The 16736-nt window shown below is 74.7% G+C and carries 14 protein-coding genes; 8 read left to right on the top strand and 6 right to left on the bottom strand.

Annotated features, from left to right (window positions below):
* Nucleotides 1–63: 63 nt before the first annotated feature.
* Nucleotides 64–669: a CHAP domain-containing protein gene (locus tag ACIGNX_RS03610; protein ID WP_396535927.1), complete on the top strand. Its 606-nt coding sequence runs from the start codon at nt 64–66 to the stop codon at nt 667–669.
* Nucleotides 670–1251: 582 nt separating this feature from the next.
* Here the strand turns inward: ACIGNX_RS03610 and ACIGNX_RS03605 are convergent.
* Both ACIGNX_RS03605 and ACIGNX_RS03600 read right to left on the bottom strand, forming a co-directional pair.
* A complete protein-coding gene (locus ACIGNX_RS03605; protein WP_396535925.1) occupies nt 1252–1812 on the bottom strand; it encodes a GNAT family N-acetyltransferase in 561 nt (186 codons plus the stop codon).
* Entirely contained in the window at nt 1809–2309 is a 501-nt protein-coding gene (locus tag ACIGNX_RS03600; protein ID WP_396535923.1) for a YbaK/EbsC family protein, read from the bottom strand. Before ACIGNX_RS03600 ends, ACIGNX_RS03605 begins: the two co-directional genes overlap by 4 nt.
* A 182-nt stretch (nt 2310–2491) precedes the next feature.
* On the opposite strand from ACIGNX_RS03600, the gene ACIGNX_RS03595 reads away from it, so the two are divergent.
* Nucleotides 2492–2905, top strand: a complete 414-nt coding sequence (locus ACIGNX_RS03595) for an SAV_6107 family HEPN domain-containing protein (protein ID WP_396535921.1) — start codon at nt 2492–2494, stop codon at nt 2903–2905.
* Nucleotides 2902–3666, top strand: coding sequence for a maleylpyruvate isomerase N-terminal domain-containing protein (locus ACIGNX_RS03590; RefSeq protein ID WP_396535919.1), 765 nt, complete (start codon nt 2902–2904; stop codon nt 3664–3666). Before ACIGNX_RS03595 ends, ACIGNX_RS03590 begins: the two co-directional genes overlap by 4 nt.
* A gap of 63 nt (nt 3667–3729) precedes the next feature.
* Here ACIGNX_RS03590 and ACIGNX_RS03585 read toward each other — a convergent pair whose 3' ends face one another.
* Nucleotides 3730–5304, bottom strand: coding sequence for an alkaline phosphatase D family protein (locus tag ACIGNX_RS03585; protein ID WP_396535917.1), 1575 nt, complete (start codon nt 5302–5304; stop codon nt 3730–3732).
* Between the two features lie 23 nt (nt 5305–5327).
* Between ACIGNX_RS03585 and ACIGNX_RS03580 the strand changes: the two genes are divergently transcribed.
* The 3 genes from ACIGNX_RS03580 (at nt 5328) to ACIGNX_RS03570 (ending at nt 7743) form a co-directional block, all read left to right on the top strand.
* Complete coding sequence (locus tag ACIGNX_RS03580; RefSeq protein ID WP_396535915.1) at nt 5328–6035, top strand: VOC family protein; 708 nt, start codon at nt 5328–5330, stop codon at nt 6033–6035.
* A 66-nt stretch (nt 6036–6101) separates the two neighbouring features.
* Entirely contained in the window at nt 6102–6746 is a 645-nt protein-coding gene (locus ACIGNX_RS03575) for a GntR family transcriptional regulator (RefSeq protein ID WP_396535913.1), read from the top strand.
* Nucleotide 6747: 1 nt separating this feature from the next.
* The gene (locus ACIGNX_RS03570) at nt 6748–7743 is read left to right on the top strand and encodes a 1-aminocyclopropane-1-carboxylate deaminase (RefSeq protein ID WP_396535911.1); all 996 of its coding nucleotides are present in this window, start codon (nt 6748–6750) and stop codon (nt 7741–7743) included.
* 121 nt (nt 7744–7864) lie between these two features.
* Here ACIGNX_RS03570 and ACIGNX_RS03565 read toward each other — a convergent pair whose 3' ends face one another.
* Nucleotides 7865–12451 (bottom strand): ATP-dependent helicase, encoded by a 4587-nt coding sequence (locus tag ACIGNX_RS03565; RefSeq protein ID WP_396535909.1) that lies wholly within the window; start codon nt 12449–12451, stop codon nt 7865–7867.
* Between the two features lie 76 nt (nt 12452–12527).
* Between ACIGNX_RS03565 and ACIGNX_RS03560 the strand changes: the two genes are divergently transcribed.
* Together ACIGNX_RS03560 and ACIGNX_RS03555 are read left to right on the top strand one after the other, a co-directional pair.
* Entirely contained in the window at nt 12528–14426 is a 1899-nt protein-coding gene (locus tag ACIGNX_RS03560) for an Hsp70 family protein (protein ID WP_396535907.1), read from the top strand.
* A gap of 51 nt (nt 14427–14477) precedes the next feature.
* Entirely contained in the window at nt 14478–15695 is a 1218-nt protein-coding gene (locus tag ACIGNX_RS03555) for an MFS transporter (protein ID WP_396535905.1), read from the top strand.
* Here ACIGNX_RS03555 and ACIGNX_RS03550 read toward each other — a convergent pair whose 3' ends face one another.
* The gene (locus ACIGNX_RS03550; protein WP_396535903.1) at nt 15696–15824 is read right to left on the bottom strand and encodes a hypothetical protein; all 129 of its coding nucleotides are present in this window, start codon (nt 15822–15824) and stop codon (nt 15696–15698) included. It lies immediately after the preceding gene.
* 9 nt (nt 15825–15833) lie between these two features.
* Nucleotides 15834–16673, bottom strand: a complete 840-nt coding sequence (locus ACIGNX_RS03545) for a LysR family transcriptional regulator (RefSeq protein WP_396535901.1) — start codon at nt 16671–16673, stop codon at nt 15834–15836.
* Nucleotides 16674–16736: the final 63 nt, after the last annotated feature.

Below are 16736 nucleotides of genomic sequence, written 5' to 3'. Positions count from 1 at the left end.
CCGGATCCGGTGTTGGATGGACGCGCGAACGAGGGTAGGGGGAGCTCGATGACCGGACGTGCGATGAGAGCCGCTGTCGGCGCGGCGCTGACCGGCGCGCTGCTGGTCGCGGGCTCGCCCGCGCAGGCGCAACCGCTCGGGGACCAGGCCGAGTGGCGCGTCCGGCAGGAGATCGTGGACAGCGCCCTGCACCAGGTCGGTCAGCGCGAGGGCACCGGCAACTACTACCCGACGCAGTACCAGATCCCCGGACAGGGAATCCTGCGACCGGCGGAGTGGTGCGGCGTGTTCGTCAACTGGGCGTGGACGACCGCCGGCGTGCCGGACCGGCCGTCGATGCGCCCCGCGCCGGGCGGGTCGGTGCTGGACCAGGGCCACTGGGCTACGTACTGGCAGAAGTGGAGCAAGGCCAACGGCCGGTGGAAGGACATCGCGGAGCGCGACGTCGAACCCGGTGACGCCGTCGTCTACGGCAACTACCCGGACATGCACGCGCACGTGGGCCTGGTCGTGGAGGTCAAGTACGACCGGACGGGTCGCAAGGCGACCCACGTGCGGACGGTGGAGGGCAACTTCGGGGACCGGGTCGTGTACTCGAAGCTGCGCAGCATCGAGGGCCTGAACGCCGGCAAGTACCTCCAGGCGTCGGGTTTCGTCTCCCCGTTCTGAGGCTTGAAGACCGCTCGAAAGAGCGAAGGGCATGTCCTCGCCGGACGGGCAGATCAGCAGGATGACGGCCCTTCGTGGGAACCCCCTGATCCAGCGTGGTCCGGCCTCCGTGCCATCCCGCCGACCTCCACGAGGGCAACCACACGTGTCAAGGGGGCGGACAGCAGTCGCCGATCGGGCAGAGGTTCACAGCCCCCTTGACACGCGTGGTTGGGCAGAGCCAGGTCGGCGGGATGACACGAAGCCCTCTTCTTCAAAGCCATGTCGGTGACCTGGGAGGGCGGCCGTGGTCGGCAGCCGCTGCCAGGTCACCGCGGTCTTCCCCTCAAAAGGAGGGGTTCGTGTCATCCCGCCGACCTGGCAACGCCCTACCGCGCGTGTCAAGGGGGGCTGGTTCACCGATACCCGATCGGCGACTGATGTGCGCCCCCCCCTTGACGCGTGCGGTAGCCCTCCGGGAGGTCGGCGGGATGACACGGACACCGGACCACGCCGGGTCAGGGGATGCCGACAGAGCTTGGGGTCATCCTGCTGATCTGCCCGTCCGGCGAGGACGTGCTTTTCAGCTCTGGAAAGCCTCGATCAATCGAGCGGCAGCGCGCGACCCAGCACCGCGAACGGCCTGGGGTCGCCGGTGAACTGGTAGTGCCGCAGCACGTCCACGAACCCCACCCGCCGGTACAGCCGCCACGCCCTGCTCGGACCCTCCGGAGTGGACAGCAGCACCCGCGAGCTGGACACGCCCGCCAGCAGGTTCCGCAGCACCTGCTCCCCGACACCGCGCCCCTGCGCGCCCGGCAGGACGTGCAGCTCGGTCAGCTCGAAGTAGTCCCGCATCCACTCCTCGACGGCACGCGGACCGGACACCATCGTCAGCCCGTGCCGCACCTGCTCGTGCCACCACTGGCCGACCTGACCGCGGTAGCCGTAGCCGATGCCGATCAGCTCGTCCTGCTCGCCGAGCGCGACGACGCACCGCCAGCCGTCGCGCAGCATGTGCGCCAACCACATGGGCGCGCGCTGCTCGGCGGTGCCGGGCGGGTACTCCATGGCGCTGACGTAGAGCGCGAGGGCCTCGTCGAGCCGCGCGTTCAACTCCCGCGCGGACAGCGTGACGATCCGCTGGGACGGCGCGGCGGTCATCGGGCGACCTCGGCGGGCGTGCCACCGGTCAGGTCGAGCAGACCCGCGTAGGTCGTGGGGTAGACGGCGTGCGGGTGGCCGGCGGCGGCCCACACCACCTCGTACCGCTCCAGCGCGACGTCCACGAACGTCCTGATCGGCGCGGGGTGGCCCACCGGGGACACGCCGCCGATGACCTGGCCGGTGTGCTCGCGCACGAACGCGGGCGTGGCCCGTTCGATCGAGTCCGCGCCCGCCAGCTCGGCCAGCTTGTCGGTGTCCGCGCGGTGCGCGCCGGAGGTGAGCACGAGCAGCGGTGCGGGGACGCCGTCGCGGACGGCGGCGAACACCAGGCTGTTGGCGATGGCCCCCACCGGGACGCCCACCGCCTCGGCCGCCGCCGCGGCGGTGCGGACGGCGTCGGCCAACACGCGGATCCCGTTCGCGGCTTCGTGGTGGCCCGCCTCGGACAGGGCGGCCGCCACCTTGCGGATGCCGGGGTGGTCGAGTGCGCTCACCTGTTCATGAGACCACGGACCTCCGGGTTGAGGAGTTCCGGGCCGGCAGGATAGGCTGGTCTGGCTCGAACGTATGTTCGAGCAATGCCTTGGTGGTGGGGCGGGGGAAGCGCCCCACCACCAAGTGCCGCCGTCTCCCCGCGGCGGTCGTCGCTGTCCCGACGCCGCGAGGAGGCCGCGAGATGACTCAGACCTTCCCCCGCCGCATCCCCCTCCCGCTACCACCGACGTCGGCGGTGACCCTGCTGGGCCGGGCCCGCGAGTGCCTGGCCGAGGCCGAGCGGGACCCGACCCCGCCCACCCGCTTCGCCACGGCCTACCTGGCCGCGATGCGGGCCGCGGCGGCCGTGCTGGCGGCCAGGGGCCGACCCCACCGGGGCCGCGCCAAGCCGACCAGCGTGTGGGTCCTGCTGCCCTCCCTCGCGCCGGAGCTGCGCGAGTGGGCCGCGTTCTTCGCCGAGTGCTCGGCGACCCGCGCGGCCGTGCTGGCGGGCATCACCAGGCAGGTCACCGAGCGCGCAGCCGACGACCTCGTGCGCCAAGCGGCGCAGTTCACCGAGCTGGTCGACGAGATCATCTACAGGGACGGACCGTGAGCAGGGGACTGGTCGCCTACGACCGCCTGATCGACGTGGTGGAGGCCGAAGCCGAGCGCCTGGCGGCGGCGGCCGAGGGACAGCGCCCGGAACGCCAGGTGCCCGCCTGCCCGGGGCTCAACCTCGGGGAGACGGCACGGCACGTGGGCAGCACGTACCGGATGGTGTCGACGTGGCTGAGGGAAGGCAGCCAACCCCTGGTGTGGCAGCAGGACCCGGAGCCGGGGCAGGCGTTGCCGGAGTACGTCCGCTCGGGCGTGCCGGCGCTGGTGCGGGCGTTGCGGGCGCACGGCCCGGACGACCCGTGCGAGACGTGGTGGCCCGCCGAGCGCAACCACAACTTCTGGGCGCGGCGGTTGGCGCACGAGTCCACCGTGCACCGGATGGACGTGCAGGCGGCGGCCGGGCTGCCGGTCGACCCGGTGGACGACGACGTGGCCCAGGACGGCGTGGACGAGATCCTCACGCTGTGGCTCGGCCACCGGCTGGACGTCCTCGGCGTGCGCGGCACGCGCGAGGGGACGGTGGCGATCCGCGCGGGCGGAAAGGTGTGGCTGGCCACGACCGGCCCGGAGCCGGCGGTCGCCCGCCCGGTCGCGGAGGACGAGGCCGCGTCGGCCACCGGCGGCGTGTCGGGCACGCCGATGCAGGTCTACCGCTGGCTGTGGGGCCGCATCCCCGACCGCGACCTGCCGCCCACCACCGGTGACCACGACGCGATCGCCCAGCTGTGGGCGTTGCTGAGGCTGGCCACCAAGTAGACGTGCGCCCGCCGGCGGTCCCGACGACCCCCCTCCGCCGGCGGGCGCACCCCTGCGCCCGGGTCACAGCGCCAGCGCGGCGACCTCCGTCAACCCGTCGCCGGTCGCGGTCTCCAGCCGGAAGCGGGCCTCGCGGCCGTCGATCTCCAGCATCGCCACCGAGTTGCCGAAGTGCGGTCCGCTGAGCTTGTGCCACGCCACCGGGTCCGGCGAGATGCCGCGCCGGTCGGCCCACCGCCGCAGCAGGCGCGCGATCGGCTTGGACCACGACAGCCGGAACGCGGGCCGGAACACCCACGGCGGGTCGTTGTGCACCGGCGAGCACACGAGCTGGTACACCTTCGCGTCCACCGACGTGGCGAACGTCGCCCGCGCCGCGTAGCTGTGGTGCACGTCGCCGGACAGCACGCACACCGTGCCCGGCGCGTCGTCGGCCTTCGAGATCCGCTCCAGCAGCCGGGCCAGGCGCTCGAACGACGCCCGGAACGCGGGCCAGTGCTCCAGGTCCGCGACCTGCCGCACCTTCTCGCCGACCTTGCCGCGCCACCCCGGCAGCCCCGCCATCCGCTCGTTGAGCGACTGGAAGTGGCTCAGCCCGTGCGGCATCAGCCACGGCAGCGACGAGCCGATCAGCAGGTGGTCGAAGTCGCCGACGGCGTTGTCCTCGATCCAGTCGAACTCGCCGTCGCCGACCATCAGCCGCTCCGGCCCGGACAGGATGCGCCCGCTGCGCGTGTCGATCACCAGCAGCCGCACCCGGCCGAAGTCGCGCCGGTAGCTCCACCGCGTCGACTTGCCGCCGTCGACCTCCTGGTCGGCCCGCTCGGCGAAGTCCTCCAGCAGCGGCTGCACGTCACCGCCCGCGGACCGGACCTTCGCGTACAGGTCGTCGGCGGCCAGCTCCTCGGGGCTGAGGTTGCCCAGGTGCTGGTAGACCCAGTACGACGCGAGGCCCGCCCGGATGCGCTCGGGCCACCACGGCTTGGCCGCCATCTGCTCGCGCCACGTGCGCGAGGTGTTCCAGTCGTCGCGGATGTCGTGGTCGTCGAAGATCATCGACGTCGGCACGACCGACATCAGCCAGCGGATCTCCGGGTCGGCCCACGACTCGTGGTACAGCTCGGCGTACTCGCGGAACGACACCACCTCGCCGGCCGGCTCGGGTCGCCGCTCGGCCAACCACTTGGTGATCTTGGGGGTCGGCTCGTCGGCGTAGACCTGGTCGCCGAGCAGCACGAGCGCCTCCGGCCACCGCTCCCGCGGCTCGTCCTTCATCCGCAGCGCGTACGTGTCCAGCGCGTCCGGCCCGAGCTTGTCCGGCGTGCCCTCGCCCTTGGCGGCGCGGCACGACCCGAACAGCAGCCGCCGCACCGGCGTCGTCCGGATGCACGGCGACGGGAACGAGTAGCCCGGCGGCGGCCACACCACGTCACCGTCCAGTCGCACGTCGTACGGCGTGGTCGTGCCGGGTGTGAGCCCCTCGACCACCACGATGGCGAAGTGCTGCTCGCCTACCTGGAACGTCTCCGCGCGGTGGCCCGCGACGGCGACCTCGCACGCGTCGTCCGTCTCGACCCACACCGTCGCCGAGGTGGGGTCGACGTGCCGCAGCACAGGACCGAGAACCAGCTGAGCCATTGGGCAGACGTTACCTTCGCACCATGACGAGGTGGCACAACGTCGTGGTCGACTCCGCGGACCCGGCAGCGCTGGGCCGGTTCTACGCGGCGCTGCTGGGGCAGCCGATCACGGGCGAGGACGCGAACGAGGTCGACGTGGCGCTCGCCGACGGCCAGGAGCTGGTGTTCGTGCCCGTCGCGGACCCGAAGGTGGGCAAGAACCGGATCCACCTCGACCTGGCGTCGACCTCGCCGCGGGACCAGGAGGCGATCGTCACACGGGCCGTCGACCTGGGCGCGCGGCCGGTCGACATCGGTCAGGGCGACGTGCCGTGGGTGGTGCTCGCCGACCCGGAGGGCAACGAGTTCTGCGTGCTGGAGCAGCGCGACGAGTACGCCGACAACGGTCCCGTGGCGGCGGTCGTGGTGGACGCGCTGGATCCGCGGGCGCAGGCCGCGTTCTGGGCCGGGCCGACCGGGCTGCCGGTGACCCGCGAGCACGCCGACTTCGCGTCGTTGACGCAGCGGGCCGGGCCGGCGCTGGAGTTCGTGCGGGTGGCCGAGCCGAAGGCGGTGAAGAACCGGCTGCACCTGGACGTCGTGCCGCCGGCCGACGGCGACCTGGCGATCGAGGTGGCCCGGCTGGAGGCGTGGGGCGCGGTGCGGGCCGACGTGGGGCAGGGCGACGTGCCGTGGGTGGTGCTGGCCGACCCGGAGGGCAACGAGTTCTGCGTGCTGACGCCCCGCTGACCGCCCGCTCCGCCCGGTTCCCCAGGCCGTTGTGATCACCTCGCCCACCGGCTACCGTGCTCCGGTATGCAATATATTAGTCGGGCGTTGCTCCGTGACCAGGCGCTCACCGCGATCCGCGAGGCGATCCTGGGCGGCGACCTGGCGCCCGGCGTGCCGATCAAGGACGTGGAGCTGGCCGAACGGCTCGGGCTGTCCCGCACACCCGTGCGGGAGGCGTTGGCCCGGCTCGCCGACGAGGGCCTGGTCGAGAGCAAGCCGCACAGCTACACGCGGGTCACGCCGTTGGACACGGCGGCGGTCCGTGACGCGCACGTCGTCGTCCAGGCCATGCACGCCCTCGCCGCCCGGTTGGCCGTGCCGCGCGTCGCCGAGGCGGACCTGGCGGCGATGCGCGCGGCGAACACCGCGTTCGCGCGCGCCATGGCCACCGGTGACGTGCCCGCGGCCCTCGCCGCCGACGACGAGTTCCACGCCGTGGCCGTGCGACGGGCCGGGAACTTCGCCGTGGCGGCCACCATCGAGCGCCACACCCCGCTCGTGCGCCGCCTCGAACGGCTGCGGTTCGCCGCGCCCACCGGCCGCCACTCGGTGGCGATGCACGACGAGATCGTCACCGCCTTCGCCGCGGCCGACGCCGACCTCGCGGCCCGGCTGGTCGAGCGGAACTGGGCGACGTTGGCCGACCTGCTGCGAGCTGAGGAGAACTGACATGGCGTTGCGCGACTTCGAGCGGTTCCCGCTGACCTTCGGCCCGTCCCCGGTACACGAGCTGGAACGGCTGACCCGGCACCTGGGCGGCGCGCGGGTGTGGGTCAAGCGGGAGGACTGCAACTCCGGGCTCGCCTACGGCGGCAACAAGACCCGCAAGTTGGAGTACCTCGTGGCCGACGCGCTGGCCACGGGGTGCGACACGCTGGTGTCCATCGGCGGCGTGCAGTCCAACCACACCCGCCAGGTGGCCGCGGCGGCGGCGCGGGCCGGGCTGAAGTGCGTGCTGGTGCAGGAGAGCTGGGTCGACTGGCCGGACGCGGTGTACGACCGGGTGGGCAACATCCTGCTCAGCCGGTTGATGGGCGCCGACGTGCGGTTGGTGGAGGCCGGTTTCGGCATCGGCGTGAAGCCCGCCTGGGAGCGGGCGATCGAGGACGTGCGCGCGGCGGGCGGCAAGCCGTACCCGATCCCGGCGGGCGCCTCGGACCACCCGCTGGGCGGGCTCGGGTTCGCCGGCTGGGCGGCCGAGGTCGAGCGGCAGGAGGCGGAGCTGGGCGTGCGGTTCGACACCGTGGTGGTGTGCTCGGTGACCGGCAGCACGCAGGCGGGCATGGTCGCCGGGTTCGCCGGCAGCGGTCGCCGGGTGATCGGCATCGACGCCTCCGCCGAACCGGCCGACACCCGCGCCCAGGTCACGCGCATCGCCAAGCACACGGCCGGCCTGCTCGGCGTCGAGGTGACCGACGAGGACGTCGTGCTGGACGACCGGTTCCACGAGGGCACCTACGGCGTGCCGGGGGAGTCCACTGTGGACGCGATGCGGCTCGGCGCCCGCCTGGAGGGCATGATCACCGACCCGGTGTACGAGGGGAAGTCGTTGGCGGGCCTGGTGGAACTGGTCACGACCGGCGAGATCCCCCGCGACTCGACGGTGCTCTACGCCCACCTGGGCGGCCAACCGGCGCTCAACGCCTACAGCGCCCTGTTCCGCTGACGACAGGCACCTTCACGCGGGCAGCCGCCGGTCGGTCCACGTGGTCGGCCGGCGGGCGTCACGCCGCGGGCCGGCTTCGCGTGGCCACCGGCGGCTCGGGCGCAGCGGTGGCGGACCCCGGTCAGGCGCGCAGCCGCAAACCCTTCGGGGTGGCGCGGAAGCCCGCCTCCTGCAGGATGCCCGACAGCCGGGAGCCCAGCGCCACCTCCCCGTCCGCCCGCTGCACGGCGAGCTGGCCCAGCCAGCCGTCGCGCACGGCCCGACCCAGGGCCTGCGCCGCCGCCCGCAACGGCTCCTCCTCCTCGGTGAACGACAGCAGCGACCGCCCACCCCGCTCCACGTACAGCGTCGCCAGCCCGTCCACCAGCACGACCAGCGCACCGGACTTGCGGCCCGGCCGGTGCCTGCCCTCGCCCGACGGCTCCGGCCAGGCCAGCGCCGCGCCGTAGGGCTGCGCCGGGTCCGCCGCCGCCAGCACCACGGCCTCCGGCGTGCCCGAGTGCTCCTGCCCGGGCGGCCGGGACGACGCCCGCAGCCGGTCCACCGCGCCCCGGGCCGCGAACTGCGCCGCGCCGAGCCCTTCGACCACGTACCCGCGCACGACCTGCCCGGACTCCTCCATCGCCCGCAGCACCCGGTACACGGCGCTGAACCCGCCGGTCACCCGCTCGGTGTCCAGCGCGCCGCGCGTCAGCACGCCGTGCCGCTCCAGGAACGCCTCGGCCCGCGCGTGCGCCCGCCGCGTGGCGTCCGACGCGGGCACCACGGCCAGGGACCACCGGCCCGCGACCGTCGGCGGCCCGGTGCGGCCGGGCAGGTCCGGTCTGCCCGCCCGCATCCGCGCGTACCGGCCGCGCGGTGCCGCCCGGCGCGGCTTGTGGGCCGTGCCGCCGCCCGCGACCAGCGCACGCAGCGGTGCCAGCGTGTCGTTGGTGACCACGCCCGCCCACACCAGGTCCCACAGCGCGCCGACGACCTCGCCGTCCGTCGTCGGGCCCTGCAACGACACCCGGTCCACCAGTTGCCGGAAGAACAGCGCGCCACCGCCCAGCGCCTCGACCACGGCCGTGTGCAGCGACGACTCCGGCATCGCCTCGGGCACCAGGTCCGGCAGCAGCAGGTCGGCCACGTCCGTCGGGGCCAGCGCGACCCACCCGTCGCCGCCCGCCAGCGAGCCGCACCCCGTCCAGGTCACCTCGCCGGACGCGGTCAGCTCGTCCAGCAGCCCCGGCCGGTACCCGGGCAGCCGCGCGGGCAGCACCAGCGACTCCACCGCGCTCGCGGGCAGCGGCGCGCCCGCCAGCTGCTCGACCACCGAGTACACGTCGTCCACCGTCGGCGCGGACCGCAGCCGCCTGCCGATGCCGTGCCAGCCCGGCAGGAACCGGCCCAGCGCGGCGGGCTCCACCGGCTCGACCTCGGCCCGCAGCCGCGCCAGCGACGCCCGCCGCAGCCGCCGCAGCACCTCGGCGTCGCAGTACTCGGTGCCCGCGCCGGGCCGCGGGTGCGCCGCGTCGAGCGGCCTCAGCTCGCCGCGCACCAGCCGCCCGGCCGCCGCCATCCGCTCCAGCACCCCGGTCACCACGGCCACGCCCAACCCGAACCGCTCCGCCACCTCCACCGCCGGGAACGGCCCGCGCGTGCGCGCGTACCGCGAGAGCAGGTCGCCCAGCGGGTCGGCCACCGGCTCGGTGAACACCTCCGGCACGCCCACCGGCAGCGCCACGCCCAGCGCGTCGCGCACCCGGCCCGCGTCCTCGATCGCGATCACCCGGTCCTCGCCGGCGATGCGCACCCGGATCGCCCGCCGCTGCGCCACCAGGTCCGCCAGCCACTCCGGCCGCACGCCCCGCTCCAGCGCCTCGGCCTCCGACAGGTCGCCGAGGAACCGCAGCAGGTCCGCCGCGCCCTCCGCGTCCCGCGCGTGCCGGTCCGGCGCCAGGCGCTGCAGGTTCCGCTCGACCTCGGCGACCACCTCCGGGTCGAGCAGCTCCCGGATCGCCTCCGAGCCCAGCAGCTCCGCCAGCAGCGCCGAGTCCAGCGACAGCGCCGCCGCCCGCCGCTCGGCCAGCGGTGCGTCCGCCTCGTACAGGAACATCCCCACGTACCCGAACAGCAGGCTGCGCGCGAACGGCGACGGCGACGGCGTCTCCACCTCCACCACGCGCACCCGCCGGGCCCGGACGTCGGCCATCAGCTCGCGCAGGCCGGGCACGTCGTAGACGTCCTGCAGGACCTCCCGCATCGCCTCCAGCACGACCGGGAAGCTCTCGTACTTCGCCGCGACCGACAGCAGCTGCGCCGCCCGCTGCCGCTGCTGCCACAGCGGCGAGCGCTTGCGCGGGTCGCGCCGGGGCAGCAGCAGCGACCGCGCCGCGCACTCCCGGAACCGGGCCGCGAACAGCGCCGACCCGCCCACCTCGGCCACCACGACCTGCTCGACCTCCTCCGGGTCGAGCAGCACGTCCTCCGCGCCGGCCACGACCTGCGCGCCGTCCAGGTCGACCGCGTCCGGCAGCCGGACCACGATCCCGTCGTCGGAGTGCGCCGCCTGCACCTCGATGCCGCGGCGCTCCCGCAGCCGGGCCGCGATCGCCAGCGCCCACGGCGCGTTGACCTGCGCCCCGAACGGCGAGTGCACCACCAGCCGCCAGTCGCCCAGCTCGTCGCGGAACCGCTCCACCAGCACGACCCGGTCGTTGGGCACGTGCCTGGTCGCCTCGCGCTGCTCGCCCAGGTACGCCAGCAGGTTCGAGGTCGCCCACGCGTCCAGCCCCGCCGCCGCCGTCCGCTCCGCCGCCCGCGCGTCGTCCATGGTGGACACCTCGCGCAGGAACCGGCCCAGCGCCCGGCCGAGTTCGAGCGGGCGGCCCGGCGCGTCGCCCTTCCAGAACGGCATCCGCGCGGGCTGGCCCGGCGCGGGCACCACGATCACCCGGTCGTGGGTGATGTCCTCGACCCGCCACGACGACGTGCCCAGCAGGAACGTGTCGCCGACCCGCGACTCGTAGACCATCTCCTCGTCCAGCTCGCCGACCCGCGAGCCGGGACCGCGCTCGGACGGCGGGGTCATCACCGCGAACAGGCCCCGGTCGGGGATCGTGCCGCCCGAGGTGACCGCCAAGCGCTGCGCGCCCGGCCTGCCGCGCAGCTCGCCGGTGATCCGGTCCCACGTGATGCGGGGCCGCAGCTCGCCGAACTCCTCGCTCGGGTACCGGCCCGCGAGCATGTCCAGCACCGACTGCAGCGCCGACTCGGGCAGCGCGGCGAACGGCGCGGCCCGGCGCACCAGCCCGGCCAGCGACTCCACCGTCCACGTCTCCAGCGCCACCATCGCCACGACGTGCTGCGCCAGCACGTCCAGCGGGTTGCGCGGGTACCGCACGGCCTCGATCGCGCCGTCCCGCATCCGCTCCGCCACCACCGCGCACGACACCAGGTCGCCCCGGAACTTGGGGAACACCACCCCGCGCGACACCGCGCCCACCTGGTGCCCGGCCCGGCCGACGCGCTGCAACCCCGACGCGACCGTCGGCGGCGCCTCCACCTGCACCACGAGGTCGACCGCGCCCATGTCGATGCCCAGCTCCAGCGACGACGTGGCGACCACGCACGGCAACCGGCCGGACTTCAGCTCCTCCTCCACCACGACCCGCTGCTCGCGCGACATCGACCCGTGGTGCGCCCGGGCGATCGTCGGCGAGCGCTGCGCGGTGACGCCGGACTGCCCGACCGCCTCGGCCGGGAACCGCTCCGCCCCGCCCCCCGGCCCGCCCTGCTCCTCGGCCTCCTCGGCCAGCTCGTTGAGCCGCGCGGTCAGCCGCTCGGCCAGCCTGCGCGAGTTGGCGAACACGATCGTGGACCGGTGCTGCCGGACCAGCTCCAGCACCCGCTGCTCCACCGACGGCCAGATCGACGCCCGCTGCTCCGCGCCCGCCGCCGAGCCCGACACCTCCCCGGTCGGCTCGCCGAGCACCGACATGTCCTCCACCGGGACCTCGACGCGCACCTCGATCGTCTTGGCCGTCTTCGGCTGCACGACCCGCACCGGCCGCCCGCCGGCCAGGAACGCGCCCACCTCCTCGACCGGCCGGACCGTCGCCGACAGCCCGATCCGCTGCGCGGGCCGCTCCAGCAGCGCGTCCAGCCGCTCCAGCGACAGCGCCAGGTGCGCGCCCCGCTTCGTGCCCGCCACCGCGTGCACCTCGTCGACGATGACCGTCTCCACCCCGCGCAACGACTCCCGCGCGGCCGAGGTGAGCACCAGGAACAGCGACTCGGGCGTGGTGACCAGCACGTCCGGCGGCGTCCGCGCGAACGCCCGCCGCGCGTCCGCCGGCGTGTCACCGGTGCGCATGCCCACCGTGATGTCCGGCTCGGGCAGCGACAGCCGGTGCGACGCCTGCCGGATGCCCGCCAGCGGTGCCCTCAGGTTGCGCTCCACGTCCACCGCCAGCGCCTTCAGCGGTGAGACGTACAGCACGCGGCACCGCCGCTTCGGCTCGGCGGGCTTCGGCGTGGCCGCCAGCCGGTCCAGCGCCCACAGGAACGCCGCCAACGTCTTGCCCGACCCCGTCGGCGCGATGACCAGCGCGTGCTCACCGGCCGCGGCCGCCTGCCAAGCGCCCTCCTGCGCCGCCGTGGGCGCGGCGAAGGCCCCGGCGAACCACTGCCGGGTCGCGGGGGAGAAGGCGGCGAGGACGTCCACCCCGACATCTTGAACCAGGGGTCCGACATTTTCCGGTTGTGGCACGATCACCCCGGTTCGAACCGAAGGGGTGACCGTGCGCGTCCTGTCCGTCGACCTGGGCACTTCCAACACCGTCGCGGTGCTCGCCGCGCACGGCAGGCCGCCCAGGGTCGTGGAGGTGGACGGCTCGGCGACCATGCCGTCGGCCGTCTACTGCGAGGAGGACGGCACCCTGGTCGTCGGCCGCGACGCCGAGCGCCGCGCCCGCCTCGACCCGGCCCGCTTCGAGCCCAACCCGAAGCGGCGCGTGGACGACGGCGTGCTGCTGCTGGGCGACAACGTGGTGCCGGTCAGCGACGCCCTGGCCGCCGTGCTGCGCCGCGTGCTGGACGAGACCACCCGCCAGCTGGGCGGCGAGCCGCTGGACGAGGTGCGCCTCACGCACCCCGCGCAGTGGGGCGCCACGCGCCGCAACGTGCTGCTGTCCGCCGCGCGCCTCGCGGGCGTGGCCGCCGAGGTCGTGCTGGTGCCCGAGCCGGTCGCCGCCGCCTCCCACTACGCCTCGCTGGCCGTCGGCCAGGCGCTCGCGGTCTACGACCTGGGCGCGGGCACGTTCGACGTGGCCATCGTCGGCGCCACCCAGAACGGCTTCACCGTGCTCGCCGAGGACGGCCTGCCGGACCTGGGCGGCCTGGACGTCGACCAGGCGCTGCTGGAGCACGTCGGCAGGCAGGTGTCGCACCGCGACCCGGCGGCCTGGCAGCGGCTGCTGCGCCCGGAGTCCACGGCGGACCGGAGGGCCCGCCGCACGCTCCAGGAGGACGTGCGGGCGGCCAAGGAGTCGCTGTCGCGGCACGCGCACACCGAGGTGCCGATGCCGGAGCCGTTCGAGGACGTGCTGGTCAACCGCTCGGACCTGGAGGCGCTGGTCCGGCCGAGCATGATGCGCAGCGTGGAGCTGCTGGAGTCCACGATCCGCTCGACGGGCATGGCGCCCAACCAGCTCGCGGGCATCTACCTGGTCGGCGGCGCCAGCCGCATCCCGCTGGTGGCGAACATGATCGCCGAGCGGGTGCGGATCGTGCCGACGAGCCTGGACCAGCCGGAGACCGCGGTCGCCCTGGGCGCGCACCACGTGCCGCGCCACGGCGTGACGCCCCGGTCCCGGGAATCGGCCGGGCGCCGGGAGGTCGACACGGTCGTCACCAAGCCGGTGACCCCGCCCGGTGGGGCGTACCAGGCCAACCCGGCCGTCAGCGGCGCCCACCAGGTCGCCCCGAACGCCGGCGGCGCGCACCAGGCCAACCCCGGCGTGAGCGGGCCGTACCAGGTCAACCCGCACGCGAGCGGGCCGTACCAGGTGTACCCGCAGACCGGGCCGCAGCAGTTCAACTTCCCGACCGTCACGCCCCGCGCGCAGGCCGGGCCGAAGAAGCGGTTCGACCGCCGCACGGTGCTCATCGCCGCGGGGGCGGTCGTGGTGCTCGCGCTGGGCGTGGTCGGCGGGATCTTCGCGTTGAGCGGGACGCACGTGCCCAGCGCGCAGGAGTGCAAGAACGACACCCGGCAGGACGACAAGGGCTTCACCGAGTGCCTGCGCCTGCTCGCGGGCGCGGTCCCGGACACCGGCACGTGCAAGGCGGGCGGCACGCCGGGCGTGGGCGGCGTGGACGGCATCAAGGGCTCCGTCGTCAGCTGCGCGGTGAAGGACGACTACTCCGTGCAGTACGTCCTCACCGAGACGGTCGTCGGGGCGCAGCACGGCGCGGAGGCCGTCGTGCGGTCGCTCAAGAGCGACATGGTCGAGGCGAAGTGGGCGGGCAACGGCCTCACCGGCAAGTACCGGGCCGCCGCGGACGGCGGGCTGGGGCTGCTCGTGTTCACCGCCGACGACCTCCCGCTGCTGGGCATCGTGACCAAGAGCGGTGGTGAGGAGCTGACCGCCGACCAGGTCGCGGACTTCTTCGAGAGTGCGGTCCAACCCGGCACCTGAGACCCGGACGGTGGCTGTTCGGGCCCGACCCGGCCTGGCAGGGTCAAGATCGTGGCAGTGGTCGGCGCCGTGCAGCGCAGGGTCCTGCGGGTGCTGGCGGTGACCCAGGTCCTGGGCGCGGCCGGCGTCGCCACGGGCTTGGCGGTGAGCACGCTCATCGCGGCCGTGCTCGCCGACTCCGACGCGGTCGGCGGGGCGGCGCAGACGGCCGCGGTGCTCGGCGCGGGGCTGTTCGCGCTGCCCGTGGCCCGGCTGGCGACCCGGGGCGGACGTCGCCCGGCGCTCGTGCTCGGCTACGGCGCGGGTGCGGCGGGCGCCGCGGTGGCGGCGTGCGCGGTGGTGCTCGGCTCGTGGCACGTGCTGCTGGTGGCGCTCGTCCTGTTCGGCGCCGCGTCCAGCGCGAACCTGGCGGCCCGGTACGCCGGCGCGGACCTCGCCCACCCGCACCGCAGGGCGCGCTCGCTGGCGTTCGTGGTGTGGGCGGCGACGGTGGGCGCGGTGGCCGGGCCGAACCTGGCCGACCCGGCGGGCCGCGCGGCCGTGCGGCTGGGCCTGCCGGTGGGCGCGGGGCCGTACCTGCTGGCGGCCGCGCTGTTCGCCGGGGCCGCGCTCGTGGTGCTCCGGTTCCTGCGGCCGGACCCGCTGGCACTGGCGAGGTCCGCCGCCGCGCCGGCCGCGGGCGCCAAGCGGCCGGTCGAGGTGTGGCGGTCGCTGCCGGCGGCCGGGAAGCTCGCCCTGGGCGGGGTGGCGCTGTGCCACACCGCGATGGTGGGCCTGATGTCGATGACGCCCGTGCACATGGACCACGGCGGGTCGTCGCTGCGCGTGGTGGGCGTGGTGATCAGCCTGCACGTCGCCGCGATGTACGCGGCCAGCCCGCTGTTCGGGTGGATGGCGGACCGGCTCGGCCGGGTGCCGGTGCTGGCGATCGGCTCGGCGCTCGTGGTCGCCGCGTCCGGCATCGCGGGCATGGCGCCCTCGCACGACGCGCCCCAGCTGGCCGCCGGGCTGTCGCTGCTGGCGTTCGGCTGGTCGGCGGGGATGGTGGCGGGCTCGGCGCTGCTCACCGAGTCGGTCGGGGTGCCGGACCGGCCGGCCGCGCAGGGCCTGTCCGACCTGTGCATGAACGTCGGCGGCGCGCTCGGCGGCGTGGTGGCGGGCGTGGTGGTGACCGCCTGGTCCTACGCGGCCCTGGGGCTGGTCGTCGGGCTCACCGCGCTGCCGCTGCTGGTGACGTGCCTGTTCGCGTCGTTGCAGCGGGTGCGGTGATCAACGCCTGCGGTTGTGCCAGAGCGCGCGCAGGCCCACCACGATCGCCGCGACCAGACCGGCGACCACCGCGACCGTGCCGATCGGCGACGACAGGCCCGTGGGGTCTTCCTGCAACAACAGCAGCACGGGTCGAGGTTAGCGCGCCGCCGCGGCGAACTCCCGGACGCGGGCCGTTTCCCCGCCCGTGCGCCACACCACGCCCCACCGCAACCGCGGTGCGCCCACCAGCGGCAGGAACGCGATCCTGGGACGGGCGAAGTAGCCGGCGGCGTGCGCGCCCAGCGGGCAGACGCCCTCGCCGTCGGCGACCGCGGTGAGCAGCTCCTGGAAGGTCGTCACGTCCCGTCCGCGCTTGACGGGCGCGCCCGAGGGGGTCCTGTCGCACCAGTACGCGGCGCGGAAGACCGTGTCGCGGGCCAGGTCCTCCAGGGTCACGGACGCCTGCCGGGTGAACGGGTGCGTGTCGGACACCGCGAGCACCAACGGCTCCTCGTGGATGACGGGTCCGGGCGTCAGGTCCGGTTCGGCGACCGGGAACAGCGTCACGAGCACGTCCACCTCGTCGGTCCTGAGCAGCGAGAACGGGTCGGTGAACGGCGCTTCGCGCACCCGGACCCCGCTGTCGGGGTGGCGGGCGCGGAACGTGTCGAGGACGTGCGCGACCAGGTCGGCGACGGCGGGCGCCTCGAACCCGACGCGCAGCAGGGACGTGCCGCGCGCGGCCTCCACGGCGCGCGCCACGCCGGCCACGATCTGCCGGTAGGCCGGTGCCAGGTCGTCACGCAGCCGGCGGCCGATGGGCGTGAGCGCGACCCGGCGGCTGGTCCGCTCGAACAGCGGCGCGCCGATGCGGCGTTCGAGCTGCTTGACCGACTGGCTGACGCGGGCCTGGGAGACGCGCAGCCGCTCGGCGGTGCGGCTGAAGTGCAGCTCCTCCGCGAGCGTGAGGAAGACCTCCAGGTCCCGTCGTTCCATAACCGGGAGGTTATCGTTCGATGCGTTCTCCGCCGTTGTTCGGGCCGGCGCCGGCGGCGAGTC

Source organism: Actinosynnema sp. NPDC053489 (assembly GCF_044544865.1).
Classification (GTDB): Bacteria; Actinomycetota; Actinomycetes; order Mycobacteriales; family Pseudonocardiaceae; genus Actinosynnema.
This window is presented reverse-complemented; position numbering and strand designations above follow the sequence as displayed.

Excerpts from the sequence above, each read along its gene's own strand:
- ACIGNX_RS03610 (WP_396535927.1), top strand. The coding sequence starts at position 64 with ATGAGAGCCGCTGTCGGCGCGGCGCTGACCGGCGCGCTGCTGGTCGCG.
- ACIGNX_RS03605 (WP_396535925.1), bottom strand. The coding sequence starts at position 1,812 with ATGACCGCCGCGCCGTCCCAGCGGATCGTCACGCTGTCCGCGCGGGAG.
- ACIGNX_RS03595 (WP_396535921.1), top strand. The coding sequence starts at position 2,492 with ATGACTCAGACCTTCCCCCGCCGCATCCCCCTCCCGCTACCACCGACG.
- ACIGNX_RS03585 (WP_396535917.1), bottom strand. The coding sequence starts at position 5,304 with ATGGCTCAGCTGGTTCTCGGTCCTGTGCTGCGGCACGTCGACCCCACC.
- ACIGNX_RS03580 (WP_396535915.1), top strand. The coding sequence starts at position 5,328 with ATGACGAGGTGGCACAACGTCGTGGTCGACTCCGCGGACCCGGCAGCG.
- ACIGNX_RS03575 (WP_396535913.1), top strand. The coding sequence starts at position 6,102 with ATGCAATATATTAGTCGGGCGTTGCTCCGTGACCAGGCGCTCACCGCG.
- ACIGNX_RS03570 (WP_396535911.1), top strand. The coding sequence starts at position 6,748 with ATGGCGTTGCGCGACTTCGAGCGGTTCCCGCTGACCTTCGGCCCGTCC.
- ACIGNX_RS03545 (WP_396535901.1), bottom strand. The coding sequence starts at position 16,673 with ATGGAACGACGGGACCTGGAGGTCTTCCTCACGCTCGCGGAGGAGCTG.